13 protein-coding genes are annotated in these 13,669 nt (G+C 73.8%); 5 read left to right on the plus strand and 8 right to left on the minus strand.

The features are described 5' to 3' along the window. Window positions 1-3: 3 nt before the first annotated feature. Window positions 4-603 (plus strand): hypothetical protein, encoded by a 600-nt coding sequence (locus O7622_RS02790; protein ID WP_282311727.1) that lies wholly within the window; start codon window positions 4-6, stop codon window positions 601-603. Window positions 604-606: 3 nt separating this feature from the next. Here the strand turns inward: O7622_RS02790 and O7622_RS02795 are convergent, their stop codons facing one another. Then, window positions 607-1,170: a hypothetical protein gene (locus tag O7622_RS02795; RefSeq protein ID WP_282314011.1), complete on the minus strand. Its 564-nt coding sequence runs from the start codon at window positions 1,168-1,170 to the stop codon at window positions 607-609. Between the two features lie 213 nt (window positions 1,171-1,383). On the opposite strand from O7622_RS02795, the gene O7622_RS02800 reads away from it, so the two are divergent. Both O7622_RS02800 and O7622_RS02805 read left to right on the plus strand, forming a co-directional pair. Continuing rightward, a complete protein-coding gene (locus O7622_RS02800; RefSeq protein WP_282314012.1) occupies window positions 1,384-3,966 on the plus strand; it encodes an FtsK/SpoIIIE domain-containing protein in 2,583 nt (860 codons plus the stop codon). Continuing rightward, window positions 3,963-4,664: a hypothetical protein gene (locus tag O7622_RS02805; protein ID WP_282311728.1), complete on the plus strand. Its 702-nt coding sequence runs from the start codon at window positions 3,963-3,965 to the stop codon at window positions 4,662-4,664. The genes O7622_RS02800 and O7622_RS02805 overlap by 4 nt, the downstream gene beginning before the upstream one ends. Before the next feature lie 53 nt (window positions 4,665-4,717). Here the strand turns inward: O7622_RS02805 and folE are convergent, their stop codons facing one another. From folE to O7622_RS02825, 4 genes are all read right to left on the minus strand, one after another. After that, window positions 4,718-5,335 (minus strand): GTP cyclohydrolase I FolE, encoded by a 618-nt coding sequence (gene folE / locus O7622_RS02810; RefSeq protein WP_013288986.1) that lies wholly within the window; start codon window positions 5,333-5,335, stop codon window positions 4,718-4,720. 86 nt (window positions 5,336-5,421) lie between these two features. Then, the gene (ftsH, locus tag O7622_RS02815) at window positions 5,422-7,431 is read right to left on the minus strand and encodes an ATP-dependent zinc metalloprotease FtsH (RefSeq protein WP_282311729.1); all 2,010 of its coding nucleotides are present in this window, start codon (window positions 7,429-7,431) and stop codon (window positions 5,422-5,424) included. A 433-nt stretch (window positions 7,432-7,864) separates the two neighbouring features. Further along, entirely contained in the window at window positions 7,865-8,440 is a 576-nt protein-coding gene (gene hpt / locus O7622_RS02820) for a hypoxanthine phosphoribosyltransferase (RefSeq protein WP_013288988.1), read from the minus strand. A 99-nt stretch (window positions 8,441-8,539) separates the two neighbouring features. After that, window positions 8,540-8,677, minus strand: coding sequence for a hypothetical protein (locus tag O7622_RS02825; RefSeq protein ID WP_018786602.1), 138 nt, complete (start codon window positions 8,675-8,677; stop codon window positions 8,540-8,542). 150 nt (window positions 8,678-8,827) lie between these two features. Between O7622_RS02825 and O7622_RS02830 the strand changes: the two genes are divergently transcribed. Further along, window positions 8,828-9,787 carry a helix-turn-helix domain-containing protein gene (locus tag O7622_RS02830; RefSeq protein WP_282311730.1) on the plus strand — a complete coding sequence of 320 codons (960 nt, stop codon included), beginning with the start codon at window positions 8,828-8,830 and terminating at the stop codon, window positions 9,785-9,787. Between the two features lie 68 nt (window positions 9,788-9,855). Then, the gene (locus tag O7622_RS02835) at window positions 9,856-9,984 is read left to right on the plus strand and encodes a hypothetical protein (protein ID WP_282311731.1); all 129 of its coding nucleotides are present in this window, start codon (window positions 9,856-9,858) and stop codon (window positions 9,982-9,984) included. A 33-nt stretch (window positions 9,985-10,017) separates the two neighbouring features. Here the strand turns inward: O7622_RS02835 and tilS are convergent, their stop codons facing one another. The 3 genes from tilS to dacB all read right to left on the minus strand — a co-directional run bounded on the left by tilS (window position 10,018) and on the right by dacB (window position 13,603). Continuing rightward, window positions 10,018-10,947: a tRNA lysidine(34) synthetase TilS gene (gene tilS / locus O7622_RS02840; protein ID WP_282314013.1), complete on the minus strand. Its 930-nt coding sequence runs from the start codon at window positions 10,945-10,947 to the stop codon at window positions 10,018-10,020. A 91-nt stretch (window positions 10,948-11,038) separates the two neighbouring features. Continuing rightward, window positions 11,039-12,106 carry a zinc-dependent metalloprotease gene (locus tag O7622_RS02845; RefSeq protein WP_282311732.1) on the minus strand — a complete coding sequence of 356 codons (1,068 nt, stop codon included), beginning with the start codon at window positions 12,104-12,106 and terminating at the stop codon, window positions 11,039-11,041. Window positions 12,107-12,172: 66 nt separating this feature from the next. Beyond that, entirely contained in the window at window positions 12,173-13,603 is a 1,431-nt protein-coding gene (gene dacB / locus O7622_RS02850; RefSeq protein ID WP_282314014.1) for a D-alanyl-D-alanine carboxypeptidase/D-alanyl-D-alanine-endopeptidase, read from the minus strand. Window positions 13,604-13,669 lie beyond the last annotated feature (66 nt).

A 13,669-nucleotide genomic window follows, 5' to 3' on the forward strand; every position in this document is an offset into this window, starting at 1 on the left:
CGGATGAGCAACCCCCTGCCCGACCCGTTCGCCGACCGGCCGGACTGGGCGCCGCTGCCGCCCCGGCCGGTGGAGACCGTGCCCGCCACCGGCGGTATCGAGCTGCGCGGCCGCCGCGTGCTGGTCGGCCTGCCCGGTCTCGGCTGGCGTGGCGACCTGCGGGCCGACGAGCGGGTCGTGCAGGGCAGCCGCACCTACGTACCGGTGATCCCGGAACAGGAGTGGTACCGGGCCGAGGCCGAGCAGGTGGAGGTGTTCGCACCGCTGGTGCCTGTGGAACGGGTCTGGGTGGAGACCATCGGCGAACGGCGTCCGGCAGCCGGTGCGACCGCCCCGGGTCTCCGGCTGGTCTCGCTGGACGTGCCCGAACGCCGGCCGCCCACGCCGGTGTTCGAGGCCGACGCGGTGACCGGGCGGCGCGTGGTGCACGTGGACAACGGTGTGGAACGGCGCGACCTGCGTGCCGTCACCGAGACCTACTCCGGCGCGGACGGCGACATCTGCGTGCGGGTGGCCCCGGAGCTGGAGTGGTACCGGTGGGCCTGGCGCGGCCAGGCGCCGACCACGTTGGAAGTGCCGGTACACCTGCTCTGGCTTGAGTAGGTGTCAACCGACCTTACTCGCCCCGCAGACGCGCCAGCCGTCCTTGTTATCCGCCAAGTCGAACCGCCAAATCTCTCGACGACTGCTTACCGATTGGCCATCCCTTGAGCTAGCGATGGCGAGCGTCGTGGTAACCGATTCGCCTGATCCATTCTCGGCCTGAAGCAATGGCCCCCAGCTCACCTTGATCGACACGCCGAAGGTGGCCTCGCGCCGCTCCAACTCAGCCCTGAGATCACGCATCTCACCGAGCCCTTGGCTGTCATTACAGGTGAACTCCTGAGCCTTTGCGTCGTTTCGATCTATCAGGTAGGCCCGAATGTAGTTGGCCACGACCACGTCGGGGGCGCTTCGGTCCGGGGCGGTCGCGCGGTCGTACAGCACGAACCCGACCACACCGCCGACGGTGCACAGCACCGCCAGCACTCCCGCGACGACAGCGAGCACTGTGCGCACCGGGCGCTTGGGGCGTACCGGGGCGGGAGCGGGCGCGGGGGGCGCCAACTGCTCCGGCGGGGTCCGCTGCGCCGGTACTCGGGACACCTGGGAACCGGCGGGGGGCTGCACTGATTCCACCTCCTGAGGCTATCGGCTGCGCCTCGCGTACCCAATGCCTGGAACCGGCGGATCGTGGCGAACCGCCGGGCGGATGCCGACCGGCCGCGGGGTGAGGCTGCTCACCGCCGACCAGCTCACCGCGCCGACCGACATCCCGGTGGACGGCCGCCGCCTGGGTTACCGTCACACCTCGGGGAGGACATGTCGGCCTCGGAAAGAGAGGTGGACGCGGTGGCGACTCCGAAGGCGCGCGCCGGCCGGGCCGCCGCGCTGCACCGCCGGGCCGAGGCCGCCGCGACGGCGGCGGCGGGCATCCTCGACGAGATCCGGCCCGCGCCGGCCGACCATCACCGGCAGTACGAGCTGGCCGAGCGCCTGCGGGCGGCTGCAGAAGTAGCGGCGCCGGGTTGGGCCGGCGGGCCGCCGGAGTCGCTGAGCGCGACGACGCCTCCCGGTGACGGTCTGCCGCCGCTGGTCCGGGTGGGCACCGCGGCGCCGCTCGACGACGCCCGCTTCCCCGCGCTGGTGCCGTTGCTCGGCAGCGGCCATGTGAGCCTCGACGCCGACGCCTCCGACGCCCGGGTGGCCGGGCTGCTCCGCGCGCTGCTGCTGCGCGTGTTCGCCGCGACCCCGGCGGGCGCGCTGCTGGCGCGCGCGGTCGACGGCGGTTCCGGTACCACGTTCGCCGGGTACGCGCCGCTCGCCGACGCCGGCCTGCTGCCGCCGCCCGCCACCGACCTCGCCGGGATGCGTGCGGTGCTCGCCGAGGCGGAGCAGTGGGTGGCGGCCGGGACGGCCCGGCAGCGCGGGCACGACCGGACGCTGCTGCTCGTGGTGGCCGTGCTGCCCGAGGGTACGACCACCGCCGACCTGGACCGGCTCGCCGGGCTGGCCGAGGGCGGGCCGCACGCAGGGCTGCATCTGGTGCTTGCCGGCTGGCCGGACGGCAGCCCGCTCCCGCGCGCCACAGCGGTCACTGTCCGCACCGCGTACGCGCTGGTCGGCGACCTGCCCGGCGCCGGCTTCAGCAGTCCCGGCGCCGAGCCGCCGGGCGGATTGAACTCGCCAGTGTTCCTCGACGAGGATCCGCCCGCCGATCTGGTCGCGGAGGTGTGCGCGCGGCTGACCCGGCAGATCGAGGACGGCTCCCGCCTCTCCCTGCATGACCTGCTGCCGGCCGACGGCTTCTGGACGGCCGGCTCGGCCGACGGGCTGAGCACCACTGTGGGTGATGCCGCCGGGCGCCCGGTCAGCCTGTCCTTCACCGAGCTGACTCCGCACTGGCTGGTCAGCGGCCGGGGACAGGCGGGCCGGTCGGCGTTCCTGACCGACGCCCTGTTCGGCCTCGCCGCCCGGTACGGCCCTGACGAACTGGCGCTCTACCTCGCCGATCTGGCCGACGGCGAGTCCTTCGTGGAGTTCCTCCAGACCGAGCGGGACCGTTCCTGGGTGCCGCAGGTGCGCGCCACCGGGATGGCGGCCGACCGGGAGTACGTGGCCGACCTGTTCGGCGAGCTGGAGGCGGAGCGGCGTCGCCGCGAGGAGGCGTCCCGGCGGGCCGGCGGGCAGCGCTACACCGAGCTGCGGCAGCACCAGCCGCTGCCCCGGATCGTCTGCGTGGTCGACAACTTCCCGCTGGCGCTGCGCGAGCGGGACCGGCTCGCCGCCGACCTGCTGGCCCGGTTGGACGCGCTCGCCCGCGCCGGCCGGTCGTACGGGATCCACCTGGTGCTGGCCGGCGAGGGTGACCTGGGCATCGGCGGTCCGCGTGACCCGCTCCTCGGCCAGTTCCCGGTGCGGGTGGCGCTGCCCGGCGGCTCGGCGGTGCTGGAGCCGGCGAACGACTCGGCCGCCGGGCTGCCGGTGGGCAGCGCGGTGGTGAACACGGCGGGTGGTCTGGGCGGTCCGCGCGGCGCCACCCGGGGGCACGAGCGGATGATCCGTTTCCCGGATCCGTACGAGGATCCGGAGGTCCTGACCGGCCTGCGGCGACGGCTCTGGGAGGCGCGGGGCGAGTCGGCGACGCCACCTGTGGTCTTCGCCGGGTACGCCCGCCCGCTGCTCGCCAACGATCCGCGGCACCGGGCCGCGCTGGCCGGGCGGGCCCACGCGCCCGCCGCGTTGCTGGGCCGGGCGGTGGACGTGCGGCGGTCCACTGTGACGGTGCCGCTGGGGCCGGGCGCGGGGCGGAACCTGGCCGTCCTGGGGCGGGACGAGGAGGCCGAGCGGCTGCTGGCCACGGCGGTCCGCAGCGCGGCGGCAGCGCATCCGGGCGCGGCCCGGTTCGTGCTGGCGCCGCTGGCGAACGGGTCGGCCGAGCCGGCCGGGGTGCTCGCCGCCGAGCTGGCCGGACGCCACCGGGTGGAGACCGTCGACGCGGCCGGGCTGCGGACCGCCGTGGAGTCGGACGAGCCGGGCTACCTGGTGGTGTTCGGGCTGGACGTGCCGGACGCCACCGAGCTGCCGCCCGACCTGCTGCGGACGCTGCTGCTGGAAGGCCCGCCCGCCGGGAGGCACCTGCTCGGCTGGTGGCGGACACCCGCACCGCTGGCCGGACTGCTCGGCCCGGAGGGCGAGGTGGACAAGCTCACCGCCGTGGCGGTCACCGACGTTCCGGGCGGCCGGCTGGAGCAGCTCTTCGACCGCCCGGTCTGGTGGCGGCCCCGGCCGGGACGCGCGGTGCTCTGGGACGGCCCGGACGAGCAGGGCACTGTCTTCGTGCCGTTCGGCACGACCGAGGTGGCGACCGCGCGGATCGAGCCGGGCCCGCGGGCGACCGACCGCGCCGGGGAGGGGGCGGCATGAGTGAGACCGGCACGGCCGTACCGGGGCCCCGCTCGGGTGGGCCGACCACTGTGACGGACCCCGCCGAGTCGGCCTGGTCGGAGTACGTCGCGGCCGCGCGGGCGCTCGACGGCGTACGCCGGGCGGCGGCCACCGCCGCCGGCGAGCAGGCACGGTCGGTGGCCGCGGCCCGCGAGGAGCTGACCGCGGTACGCGAACGACTGGCGCCGCAGCAGTCCCGGTTGCGTGATCTGGGCGTACCGGCGATGTCGCTGGTCCCGACGCCGCCGGAGGTGACCGAGGCGGCCCGGTCGATGGCGGGCGGGCCGTCGGCGGTGCTGGCGGCGCTGCGCGCGGCCGGGGACTGGGCGGACGCGGCGGACGACACGCTGGGCGCGCGTGGCCTGCCGCGGTTGGCCCGGTGGCCGGCCCGGCCCCGCAACCTGCTGGTGTACGGGCCGCTGGCGCTCGTGGTGCCGCTGCTCCAGCTGGTGCTGTACGCGGTCACCGGGCCGGGGCCGGTGACGGTGCTGGCGCTGCTCGTGGGGCTGCCGCTGCCGGCTGTCGCGTTCATGCTGGGCTGGCTCGCGGTGGGGCGTGTCTTCCGGCCCCGGCCCACCGACCGGGTGGACCGGACACCCCGCTTCGGCGCCCTGGTCTGTCTGGTCCCGGCGGTGCTCACCGCCGCCGGTCTGCTGCTCGCCATGCTGCCCGACTGACGACGGTCGCGCCCTCCCGGGCGGGGGTACGCGGCCGTCGATGCCGGTCGGAGTCAGCGGGCCATGATCAGCGCCATCGCCTCGGCCCGCGACTTCGCGTCGTTCTGGAGGCCGCCGCGCACGGCGGACGTGATGGTCTTCGCGCCGGACTTCTGGATGCCGCGCATCGCCATGCACATGTGCTCGCACTCCAGCACCACGATCACGCCGCGCGGTGCGAGGCTGGACATCAGCAGGTCGGCGATCTGCGAGGTGAGCCGCTCCTGCACCTGCGGCCGGCGGGCGAACACCTCGACCAGCCGGGCCAGCTTGGACAGGCCGGTGATCCGGCCGTCCGGGCCGGGGATGTAGCCGATGTGCGCGCTGCCCCGGAACGGCAGCAGGTGGTGCTCGCAGAGGCTCATCACGTCGATGTCCCGGACGAGCACCAGCTCCTCGTGGTTGGCCTCGAACGTGGTGCGGAGCACCTGCGCGGGGTCGACCCGTAGGCCGGCGAAGAGTTCGGCGTACGCGCGGGCCACCCGGGCGGGCGTCTGCTGGAGGCCGTCGCGGTCCGGGTCCTCGCCGACCGCGATGAGGATCTCGCGGACCGCCTTCTCGATCCGGGCGAGGTCGACGCTGTCCTCCACCGGGCCACCGGTGAGCTTGCCGCTGATCAGGCGCGCGGCCACGTAGTCGAGCGCGTCGTCCCCGTCGGGCTCGGTCGCGGAGACGGCCGACTCCCTGTGCTGGGAGCCGGCCGTCGTCGGATCGCTGTTCAGTGCGTACCGTCCGAGTTGTTGCTGGCCCCGCCGACCGAGGCACCGTCGGCCTGGGCCTGCGCCTTCAGCGCCTCCTTCTCGGCCGGCGTGAGCACCGGCGGCTCGGTGGAGGGCTGGCGCTTGCCGAAGCCGTGGTACGGCGCCATCGGCGGGCGCTTGACCACCCGAGCGCAGATCCGGGCCATGTCGGCGGTGGAGAGCGTCTCCTTCTCCATCAGCTCCAGGACCATGTTGTCCAGGACGTCCCGGTATTCCACCAGGATCTCCCAGGCCTCGTCGTGGGCCAGCTCGATCAGCGCGCGCATCTCGCCGTCGATCTCGGCGGCCACCGCGTCGGAGTAGTCCCGCTCGTGGCCCATGTTCCGGCCGAGGAACGGCTCGTCGCCGCTGGTGCCGTACTTGATCGCACCGAGCTTGGAGCTCATGCCGTACTGCGTGATCATCGCGCGGGCCAGCTGCGTGGCCTTCTCGATGTCGTTGCCGGCGCCGGTGGTCGGCTCGTGGAAGACCAGCTCCTCCGCCGCCCGGCCACCCAGCGCGTACGCCAGGGTGTCGATCATCTCGGCCCGGGTCTGGGTGTACTTGTCCTCCGTCGGGAGGACGAGCGTGTGACCCAGCGAGCGACCCCGGGACAGGATGGTCACCTTGTGCACCGGCGCGGCGTGCGGCAGCGCCCAGGCGACCAGCGCGTGCCCACCCTCGTGGTACGCGGTGATCTTCTTCTCCTGGTCGCTCATCACCCGGGTCCGGCGCTGCGGACCGGCGATCACCCGGTCGATCGACTCCTCCAGGGAGTCGTTGGTGATCGCCCGCTGCTCCTTACGAGCGGTGAGCAGCGCGGCCTCGTTGATCACGTTGGCCAGGTCGGCGCCGCTGAAGCCCGGGGTACGCCGGGCGACCGCGTCGAGGTCGACGTCGGGCGTGAACGGCTTGCCCTTGGCGTGCACCCGCAGGATCGCCTTGCGGCCCTCCATGTCGGGCGCGTCGACCGGGATCTGCCTGTCGAACCGGCCCGGGCGTAGCAGCGCCGGGTCGAGGATGTCCGGCCGGTTGGTGGCGGCGATCAGGATGACGCCGCCCTTGGTGTCGAAGCCGTCCATCTCGACCAGCAACTGGTTGAGTGTCTGCTCCCGCTCGTCGTGACCGCCGCCCATGCCGGCGCCACGGTGGCGGCCGACCGCGTCGATCTCGTCGACGAAGACGATCGCCGGGGCGTTCGACTTGGCCTGCTCGAACAGGTCGCGGACGCGGCTGGCGCCGACACCGACGAACATCTCGACGAAGTCGGAGCCGGAGATGGAGTAGAAGGGCACCCCGGCCTCGCCGGCCACCGCGCGGGCGAGCAGCGTCTTACCGGTTCCGGGCGGGCCGAACAGCAGCACGCCCTTCGGGATCTTGGCGCCCAGGGCCTGGTATTTCGCCGGGTTCTGCAGGAAGTCCTTGATCTCGTGCAGTTCCTCGACGGCCTCGTCCGCACCCGCGACGTCCGCGAAGGTGGTCTTCGGCGTGTCCTTGGTGATCATCTTCGCCTTGGACTTGCCGAAGTTGAGCACCCGGGAGCCGCCGCCCTGCATCTGCGACATGAAGAACAGCAGCAGGAGCACGAGCAGCGCGATGGGAAGCAGGTTGACCAGCAGGCTGACCCAGATGCTGTCCGACGACACCTTGGTGTCGACCGGGCCGGTGATGCGGTCCGCCGCCTCGGCCTCGCGTACCTGGTTCCAGACCTGGCCGCCGACCTCGTACGGGAACTGCGCCTCGATCTTGTCAGTGGTGGTGTCGCCGTCGAACTTGGCCTTGTCCTTCAGGTCGAGCTGGAGCGTCTGCTCCTTGTCCTGGAAGACGACCTTGTCGATGCCACCCTTGTTGAGCTGGTCGAGCGCGACGGACGTGTCCACCCGGTGGTAGCTGGGACCAGCGGTGAACAGTTGACTGAGCACAACGGCGCCGAGGATGACCAGGATGATCCAGACCACCGGTCGGCGGAAGAAACGCGTACGTTCCATGCTGTAGTCGGGTGCCGAGGCGCCCGCATCCTCCTGATCGACGTCCTGACCGTCTGAATGGTGTCGCCGCCTTGAGCGGCGGCCGGGGCCGCCGTGCGGGCCGCCCCGACCCCCGGGGCACGCAAACTGCCGCACCACGGTCATTCGACGGTACACCGTGCGCGCGAGGAGTGAGCCTGCGAGCCCCGCAGTCGCGCACATTCGAAACCTCGGCGCGCGCGACGAGCGAGCCTGCGAGCCCGGCACTTACGCGTAGGGCGAACCCGGGTTTGAGCCGGCGTGGCGGGGAGCTCCCACCCGGTCCGCCCACACCGCACGGTCACGCGGTTCGAGGGGCCGGGCGTGGAGGGTGCCTCCACGTCACCGGCTCCCACCGTAGACCGGGAGACTGAGAGCCCGCTGAATGTCAACTGACGAAGGGCTCGGCAACCCCTCAGGCCCGCGCGTACACCTCGGGCTTGAGCACCCCGACGTAGGGCACCTCGCGGTACCGCTCGCCGAAGTCGAGCCCGTAGCCCACGACGAACTCGGTGGGGATGTCGAACCCGACGTACTTCACCGGGACCTGCACCTTGACCGCGTCCGGCTTGCGGAACAGCGCGACCACCTCGACGCTCGCCGCGGAGCGCGACTCCAGGTAGCGCAGCAGCCAGGACAGCGTCAGGCCGGAGTCGACGATGTCCTCGACGACCACCACGTGGCGGCCGGCGATGTCCCGGTCCAGGTCCTTGAGAATGCGGACCACGCCGGACGAGGTGGTGCCCTGGCCGTAGGACGAGACGGCCATGAACTCCAGCTCGGCGGGCGGGCCCTGACGGCCCAGCGCGCGGGCGAAGTCGGCCATGAACATGACCGCTCCCTTGAGCACGCACACGAGCAGCAGGCCGTCCTCGACGTGGGCGTAGTCCGCCGAGACCTGCTTGGCCAGCTCCGCGGTCTTGTCGCGGATCTGCGCCTCCGAGATGATCACGTGGTCGATGTCGGCGTCGTACCAGGAGCCGTCAGCCATGCTCCTAGCCTGCCGTACGCCCCGGCGCCGCCGTCGGCGGGGCCGCCCCTTTTGGCGCGGTCCCGCCGGGGATTTTCGGCGCGAACTGAATAAATCACCTCAGCAGGTACGGGAGCGCCAGCGCTGCCCGTCGTCGCTCGGCTTCCAGTCGGCCGAGTCGCGGGTGTCGGCGGTGAACCCGAAGGCGCTGGCGCCGACGAGAAGAAGCAGGAAGAGCAGGAGCAGCAGAACGGTCATGGCGGCGCTCACTTTCGCATGGTTGAGACTGTTTTCGCCGCCGGTGCGCACCGGACACCATTGATTCTGCGAGCCACCGACCGATCCGGACAGTGGCAGGAATGTCACCGGGCATCGATTTCCTGCCACCTGTCGGGTTACCCTCGTCACATGCTCCGCTCGGTCGCCGTCATCGCCATGGATCACGTCGCCGCGTTCGAACTCGGCGTGCTCGCCGAGGTCTTCGGCACCGACCGCACCGCCGACGGCTTCCCCGGATACCGGTTCGACGTCTGCACCGCCGACGGCGGCGCGGTCCGCAGCCGCTCCGGGTTCCTGCTCACCCCCACCGCCGGCCTGGGCGCGGTCGAGGACGCCGACCTGGTGGCGGTGCCCGCGCACGCCGACGGCACCCCGGTGCCCGAGCCGGTGCTCGCCGCGCTGCGCCGCGCCGCCGACCGGGGCGCCTGGCTGCTCAGCGTCTGCGCCGGCGCGTTCGTCCTCGGCGAGGCGGGCGTGCTCGACGGGCGCGACTGCACCACCCACTGGCGGTACACCGACGAACTCCAGCAGCGCTTCCCGGCCGCCCGGGTCCAGTGCGACTCGCTCTACGTGCAGGACGACCGGCTGCTCACCAGCGCCGGCACCGCCGCCGGCATCGACGCCTGCCTGCACCTGGTACGCCAGGAGCACGGCTCCGCGGTGGCGACCCGGCTGGCCCGCCGGATGGTGGTGCCGCCGCACCGCGACGGCGGCCAGTCCCAGTACGTCGAGGCGCCGATCCCCAAGGCGCCGGAGGCACCCACACTGGAACCGGTGCTGGAATGGTTGATGGGACACCTGCGGCGACAGGTGACAGTGGACGAGCTGGCGGCGCGCGCCGGGATGGCTCCGCGTACGTTCGCCCGCCGGTTCCGCGCCGAGACCGGCACCACCCCGCACGACTGGGTGACCAACCAGCGGGTGCTGCTGGCCCGGCACCTGCTGGAGGACACGTCACTGAGCGTGGAGGGCGTCGCCGAGCAGGCCGGTTTCGGCGACGCGGCAGCGCTGCGACACCACTTCACCCGCCGCGTGGGCACCACCCCGCTGGCCTACCGCACCACCTTCCGAGACCGCCAGACCACCTGACCCCACCCCACATCGCTGCCGCCCCCGCCCCGCCCGCGCCGCCCTCACCCCGCCCCACCCCGTCGATCATGAAGTTGACCGTGCTTTCCGCCCGTTTTCTCCCCGTCAACTTCATGATCAACGGCCCCGGCCGGCCCCCTGGAGCGGTGATCAAGGAGTTTGCGGGCTGGGGGCGGGAAGTGAGCCAGAAGCCTTGATCAGCGGGGTGGAGGAGGAAGAGAGGGCGGCGGTCAGGGCAGGAGGTGGCCTGCCTGGCGGCGTACCTGACGGTTGCCGGGTAGGTGCACCGGGCCCTGTCCGCGCCACGCCGTGACCAGGGCGTCCAGCGCGGCCACGTGACTGTGCGACAGCGCGGCCGGTGTCGCGCCCAGCTCGCGGGCCCAGGTGTGCAGCACCCGGGTACGGACGGCGGCCGGCAACTCGGCGAGCCCGGCTACGGACAGTCCGCCCTCCCTGGTCCGGACGTCGGCGAGCGCGGCGTCGGCGAGCGCGTCGAGCGCGGCGTTGTCGGCCGCGAGCAGTCCGGCGGTCCGGGCCAGGTTCGCCACCACCCCCGGCCCGAGCGCGTCGGCGAGTGCCGGCAGCGCGTCGGCCCGGACCCGGGCCCGGGCGTACGCGGGATCGGTGTTGTGCGGGTCCGCCCACGGGTCGAGTCCGAGCGCTTCGCAGGCGGCGCGGGTATCGGCGCGCGGGACGTCGAGCAGCGGGCGCAGCAGGGGTACCCCGTCGACGTCGCGCCGCTCCGGCATGCCGGACAGCCCGCGCGGTCCGGCGCCCCGGGCCAGCGCCAGCAGGACTGTTTCGGCCTGGTCGTCACGCGTGTGCCCGAGCAGCACACCGGCTGCGTCGTGACGGTGGGCGGCGGCGATCAGCGCCTCGTACCGGGCCTCGCGGGCGGCCGCCTCGGGTCCGCCGGGCCGGCCGTCCACGCGTACCGGAAGCACGTCGACCGGGTCGAGCCCTTCGGCGCGGGCCCAGCCGGCGACCGACTCGGCCCGTGCGGCGGACCCGGCTTGCAGGCCGTGGTCGACTGTCACCAGGCCGGCCGGCCGCCCGAGCCGGGGGGCCACGAACGCGGTGGCGGCGGCGAGCGCGAGCGAGTCGGCCCCACCGGAGCAGGCCACCAGCACCGGACCGGTGCCGGGCAGGCCGGTCAGCACCCGGCGGACGGCGAGCCGTACGGCGGCGACGGCGGGAGCGGGCGACGGCGAGTGGCGCGACCGAGCGCCGGAATCAGCCGAACCGGCCGGATCAGCCGACGGGCGGGGTGGCACCGGCGGGACCGTGTACGCGGGACACCCAGGCGGCCGGGTCGCCCAGCTCGTCGAGGCGGGGCAGCGTCAGCGGGGACGAGAAGATCTTGTTGAAGCCCTGCATGCCCACCCGGTCGACGACGCCGTGCACGAACTTGCGGCCCTCGGCGTACTGGCGCATCTTGACCTCGATGCCGAGCAGCCGGCGGATCGCCTTCTCCAGCGGGTTGCCGGACTCGCGGCGGCGGTTGAACGCCGCCCGGATCGACTCGACGCTGGGGATGACCTGCGGACCGACGCCGTCCATCACGAACTCGGCGTGACCCTCCAGCAGCGTCATCAGCGCGGTCAGCCGGTCCAGCACGGCGCGCTGGGCCGGCGTCTGCACGATGTCGAGCACGCTGGCGCGGCTCTCCGGGTCCTTGACCGCGTCGGAGAGCGTGGCCACGCCGCGGCGGAGCCGCTCCAGCAGGTGCTCGCCGCCCTGGGAGGCGTCCACGAACGCCTGCACCTCGCCGAGGAAGTACGCGCGCATCCACGGCACTGCGGTGAACTGGGTGCGGTGGGTGACCTCGTGCAGGCACACCCAGAGCCGGAAGTCGCGCGAGTCGGCGCCGAGCTTCCGCTCGACCTCGAGGATGTTCGGCGCCACCAGCAGCAGCTGGCCGGGGTCGCCGGCGAAGACCTCGTACTGGCCGAGCACGCGGCCGGAGAGGTACGCCAGCACAGTGCCGGCCTGCACACCTGTTACCCGGGAGCCGATCGCCTCGGTGAGCGCGCCCGGCCGCTTGTCGCCGGAGAGGCGTTCGACCAGCGGGGAGACGACCTCACGCAGCCCGGCGATGTTCGCCGCCGCCCAGTCCCGGCGGTCGACCACGCGTACCGGCGGGTGCGCGACCTGCGCACGCAGGCCGGTGTAGTCGGCGACGTGACCGGCCGCCTCGTCGGTCAGCCGCCGCAGGTCGCCGACCACGTCGGTGGCCTCGGCGTACGACACCCGGGGGCCCGACTTGCTCAGCGCCCCCGCGGTAGCGGCGGCCAGATCCCAGTCCACGAACTGCGCCATGAACCCACCGTACCCGCGCCGGAACACCCCCACCCGGGCTCGCGCGGGCCGATCGACGCCCGTCGGTCAGCGGCAGCCGCACCCGGCGAGCGCGGAGCTGATCCGGTCCAGCGCCGCGCGGGTGTCGTCCAGCGAGCCCTGGGTCCGGTCGGTGAGCACGGCGAACGTGAGCAGCCGGCCGTCGGCTGTGGTCACCGTGCCGGCGATCGCGTTGACGCCGCTCAGCGTGCCGGTCTTGGCCCGGACGACGCCCGCTCCGGCGCGGGTGGCCGCCGCCCGGTAGCGCTCGTCGAGCGTGCCGGACCAGCCGCCGACCGGCAGGCCGCCGAAGATCGCGGCGAGTTCGGGGTGGCTGCCGTTGCCGGCGAGCGTGATCAGGTCGGTGAGCAGCGAAGGGCTGATCCGGTTGGTGCGGGACAGCCCGCTGCCGTCGGCCAGGCTGATCTCGCCCGCGGGCAGGCCCAGCTCGCCGAGCACCTGGTCGGTTGCGGCCGCGCCGCCGGCGAACGAGCCGGGCTTGCCCTTGGCGAGCGCCACCTGGCGGGCCATCGCCTCGGCGATCACGTTGTCGCTGTCGCTGATCATGATGTCGACCAGCCGGATCATCGGCAGGGACTCGACAGTGCCGAGTTCGGCGCCCGGGGCCGTACCCGAGCCGCCGGACGCGGCCGGGGCGGTGCCCCGGGTCACCTGGGCGGCGCCACCGGTCAGGCCGAGCAGCTTGGCGAACTGCCGGCCGGCGGTCAGGTCGGGCTGCGGCACCCGCTCGGCGGCGTGGTTGGTCTCCTCGGCGGTGCGCCGCGCCTCCGCGGCGTCTTTCCGGGCGCCGTCGGTCATCAACGCGGTGATCGCCGCGCCGAAGCCGCCGGTGGGGATGTCGGCGTCCCAGCCGGGCTCGAAGACCGGGCCGCTGAACAGCGACGAGTCGACGATCACCTTGGTCGGCGCGGTGCCACCGAGCGCGTCGCGCACCTGGGCGGCGAGGTCGTCCAGCCGGGCCGCGCCCGGGTAGAAGCCGTTCTTGTCCACGGCGAGCGTGGGGTCACCGCCGCCGACCAGGACCACCTCGCCCGGGTTGGCCCCGGCCACCGCACGGGTCGGGATCCGGTAGGCCGGGCCGCGTGCGGCGAGCACCGCCACACCGGTCGCCAGCTTGGTCACCGAGGCGGGCACGGTGGGGGTGTCCTGGCCGGTGCCGTAGAGCGCCTGGCCGGTGCTCACGTCGGCCACCGACACGTGCACCCGGTCGCCGAGCGCGGCGGCGCGGACCAGCGGGTCCAGGGCGGAGCGGATGCCGGCCTCGGTGGGCAGCGGGGCGTTGCCGTCCGGCCCGGCCAGCACGGCCTGCGGGGAGGGCTCGGGCGGCGCGGCGACCGCCGTACCCGTGCTGTCGTCGTCGCCCAGCCACCCGGCGACCGGGCCGGGGCGCAGCACCGCGAGCCCGGCCACCGCCAGGGCCAGCACGAGCACGCAGGCGAGCGCCGCGACGAGCCGCAGGCGGCGTCGCGGCCGGCCCGGGGGCGGCCCGGAGGGTACGGGCGGCGCGGCGCCGACCGGCGGGAC

The organism is Micromonospora sp. WMMD1076 (genome assembly GCF_029581475.1).
Lineage (GTDB): Bacteria > Actinomycetota > Actinomycetes > Mycobacteriales > Micromonosporaceae > Micromonospora > Micromonospora aurantiaca.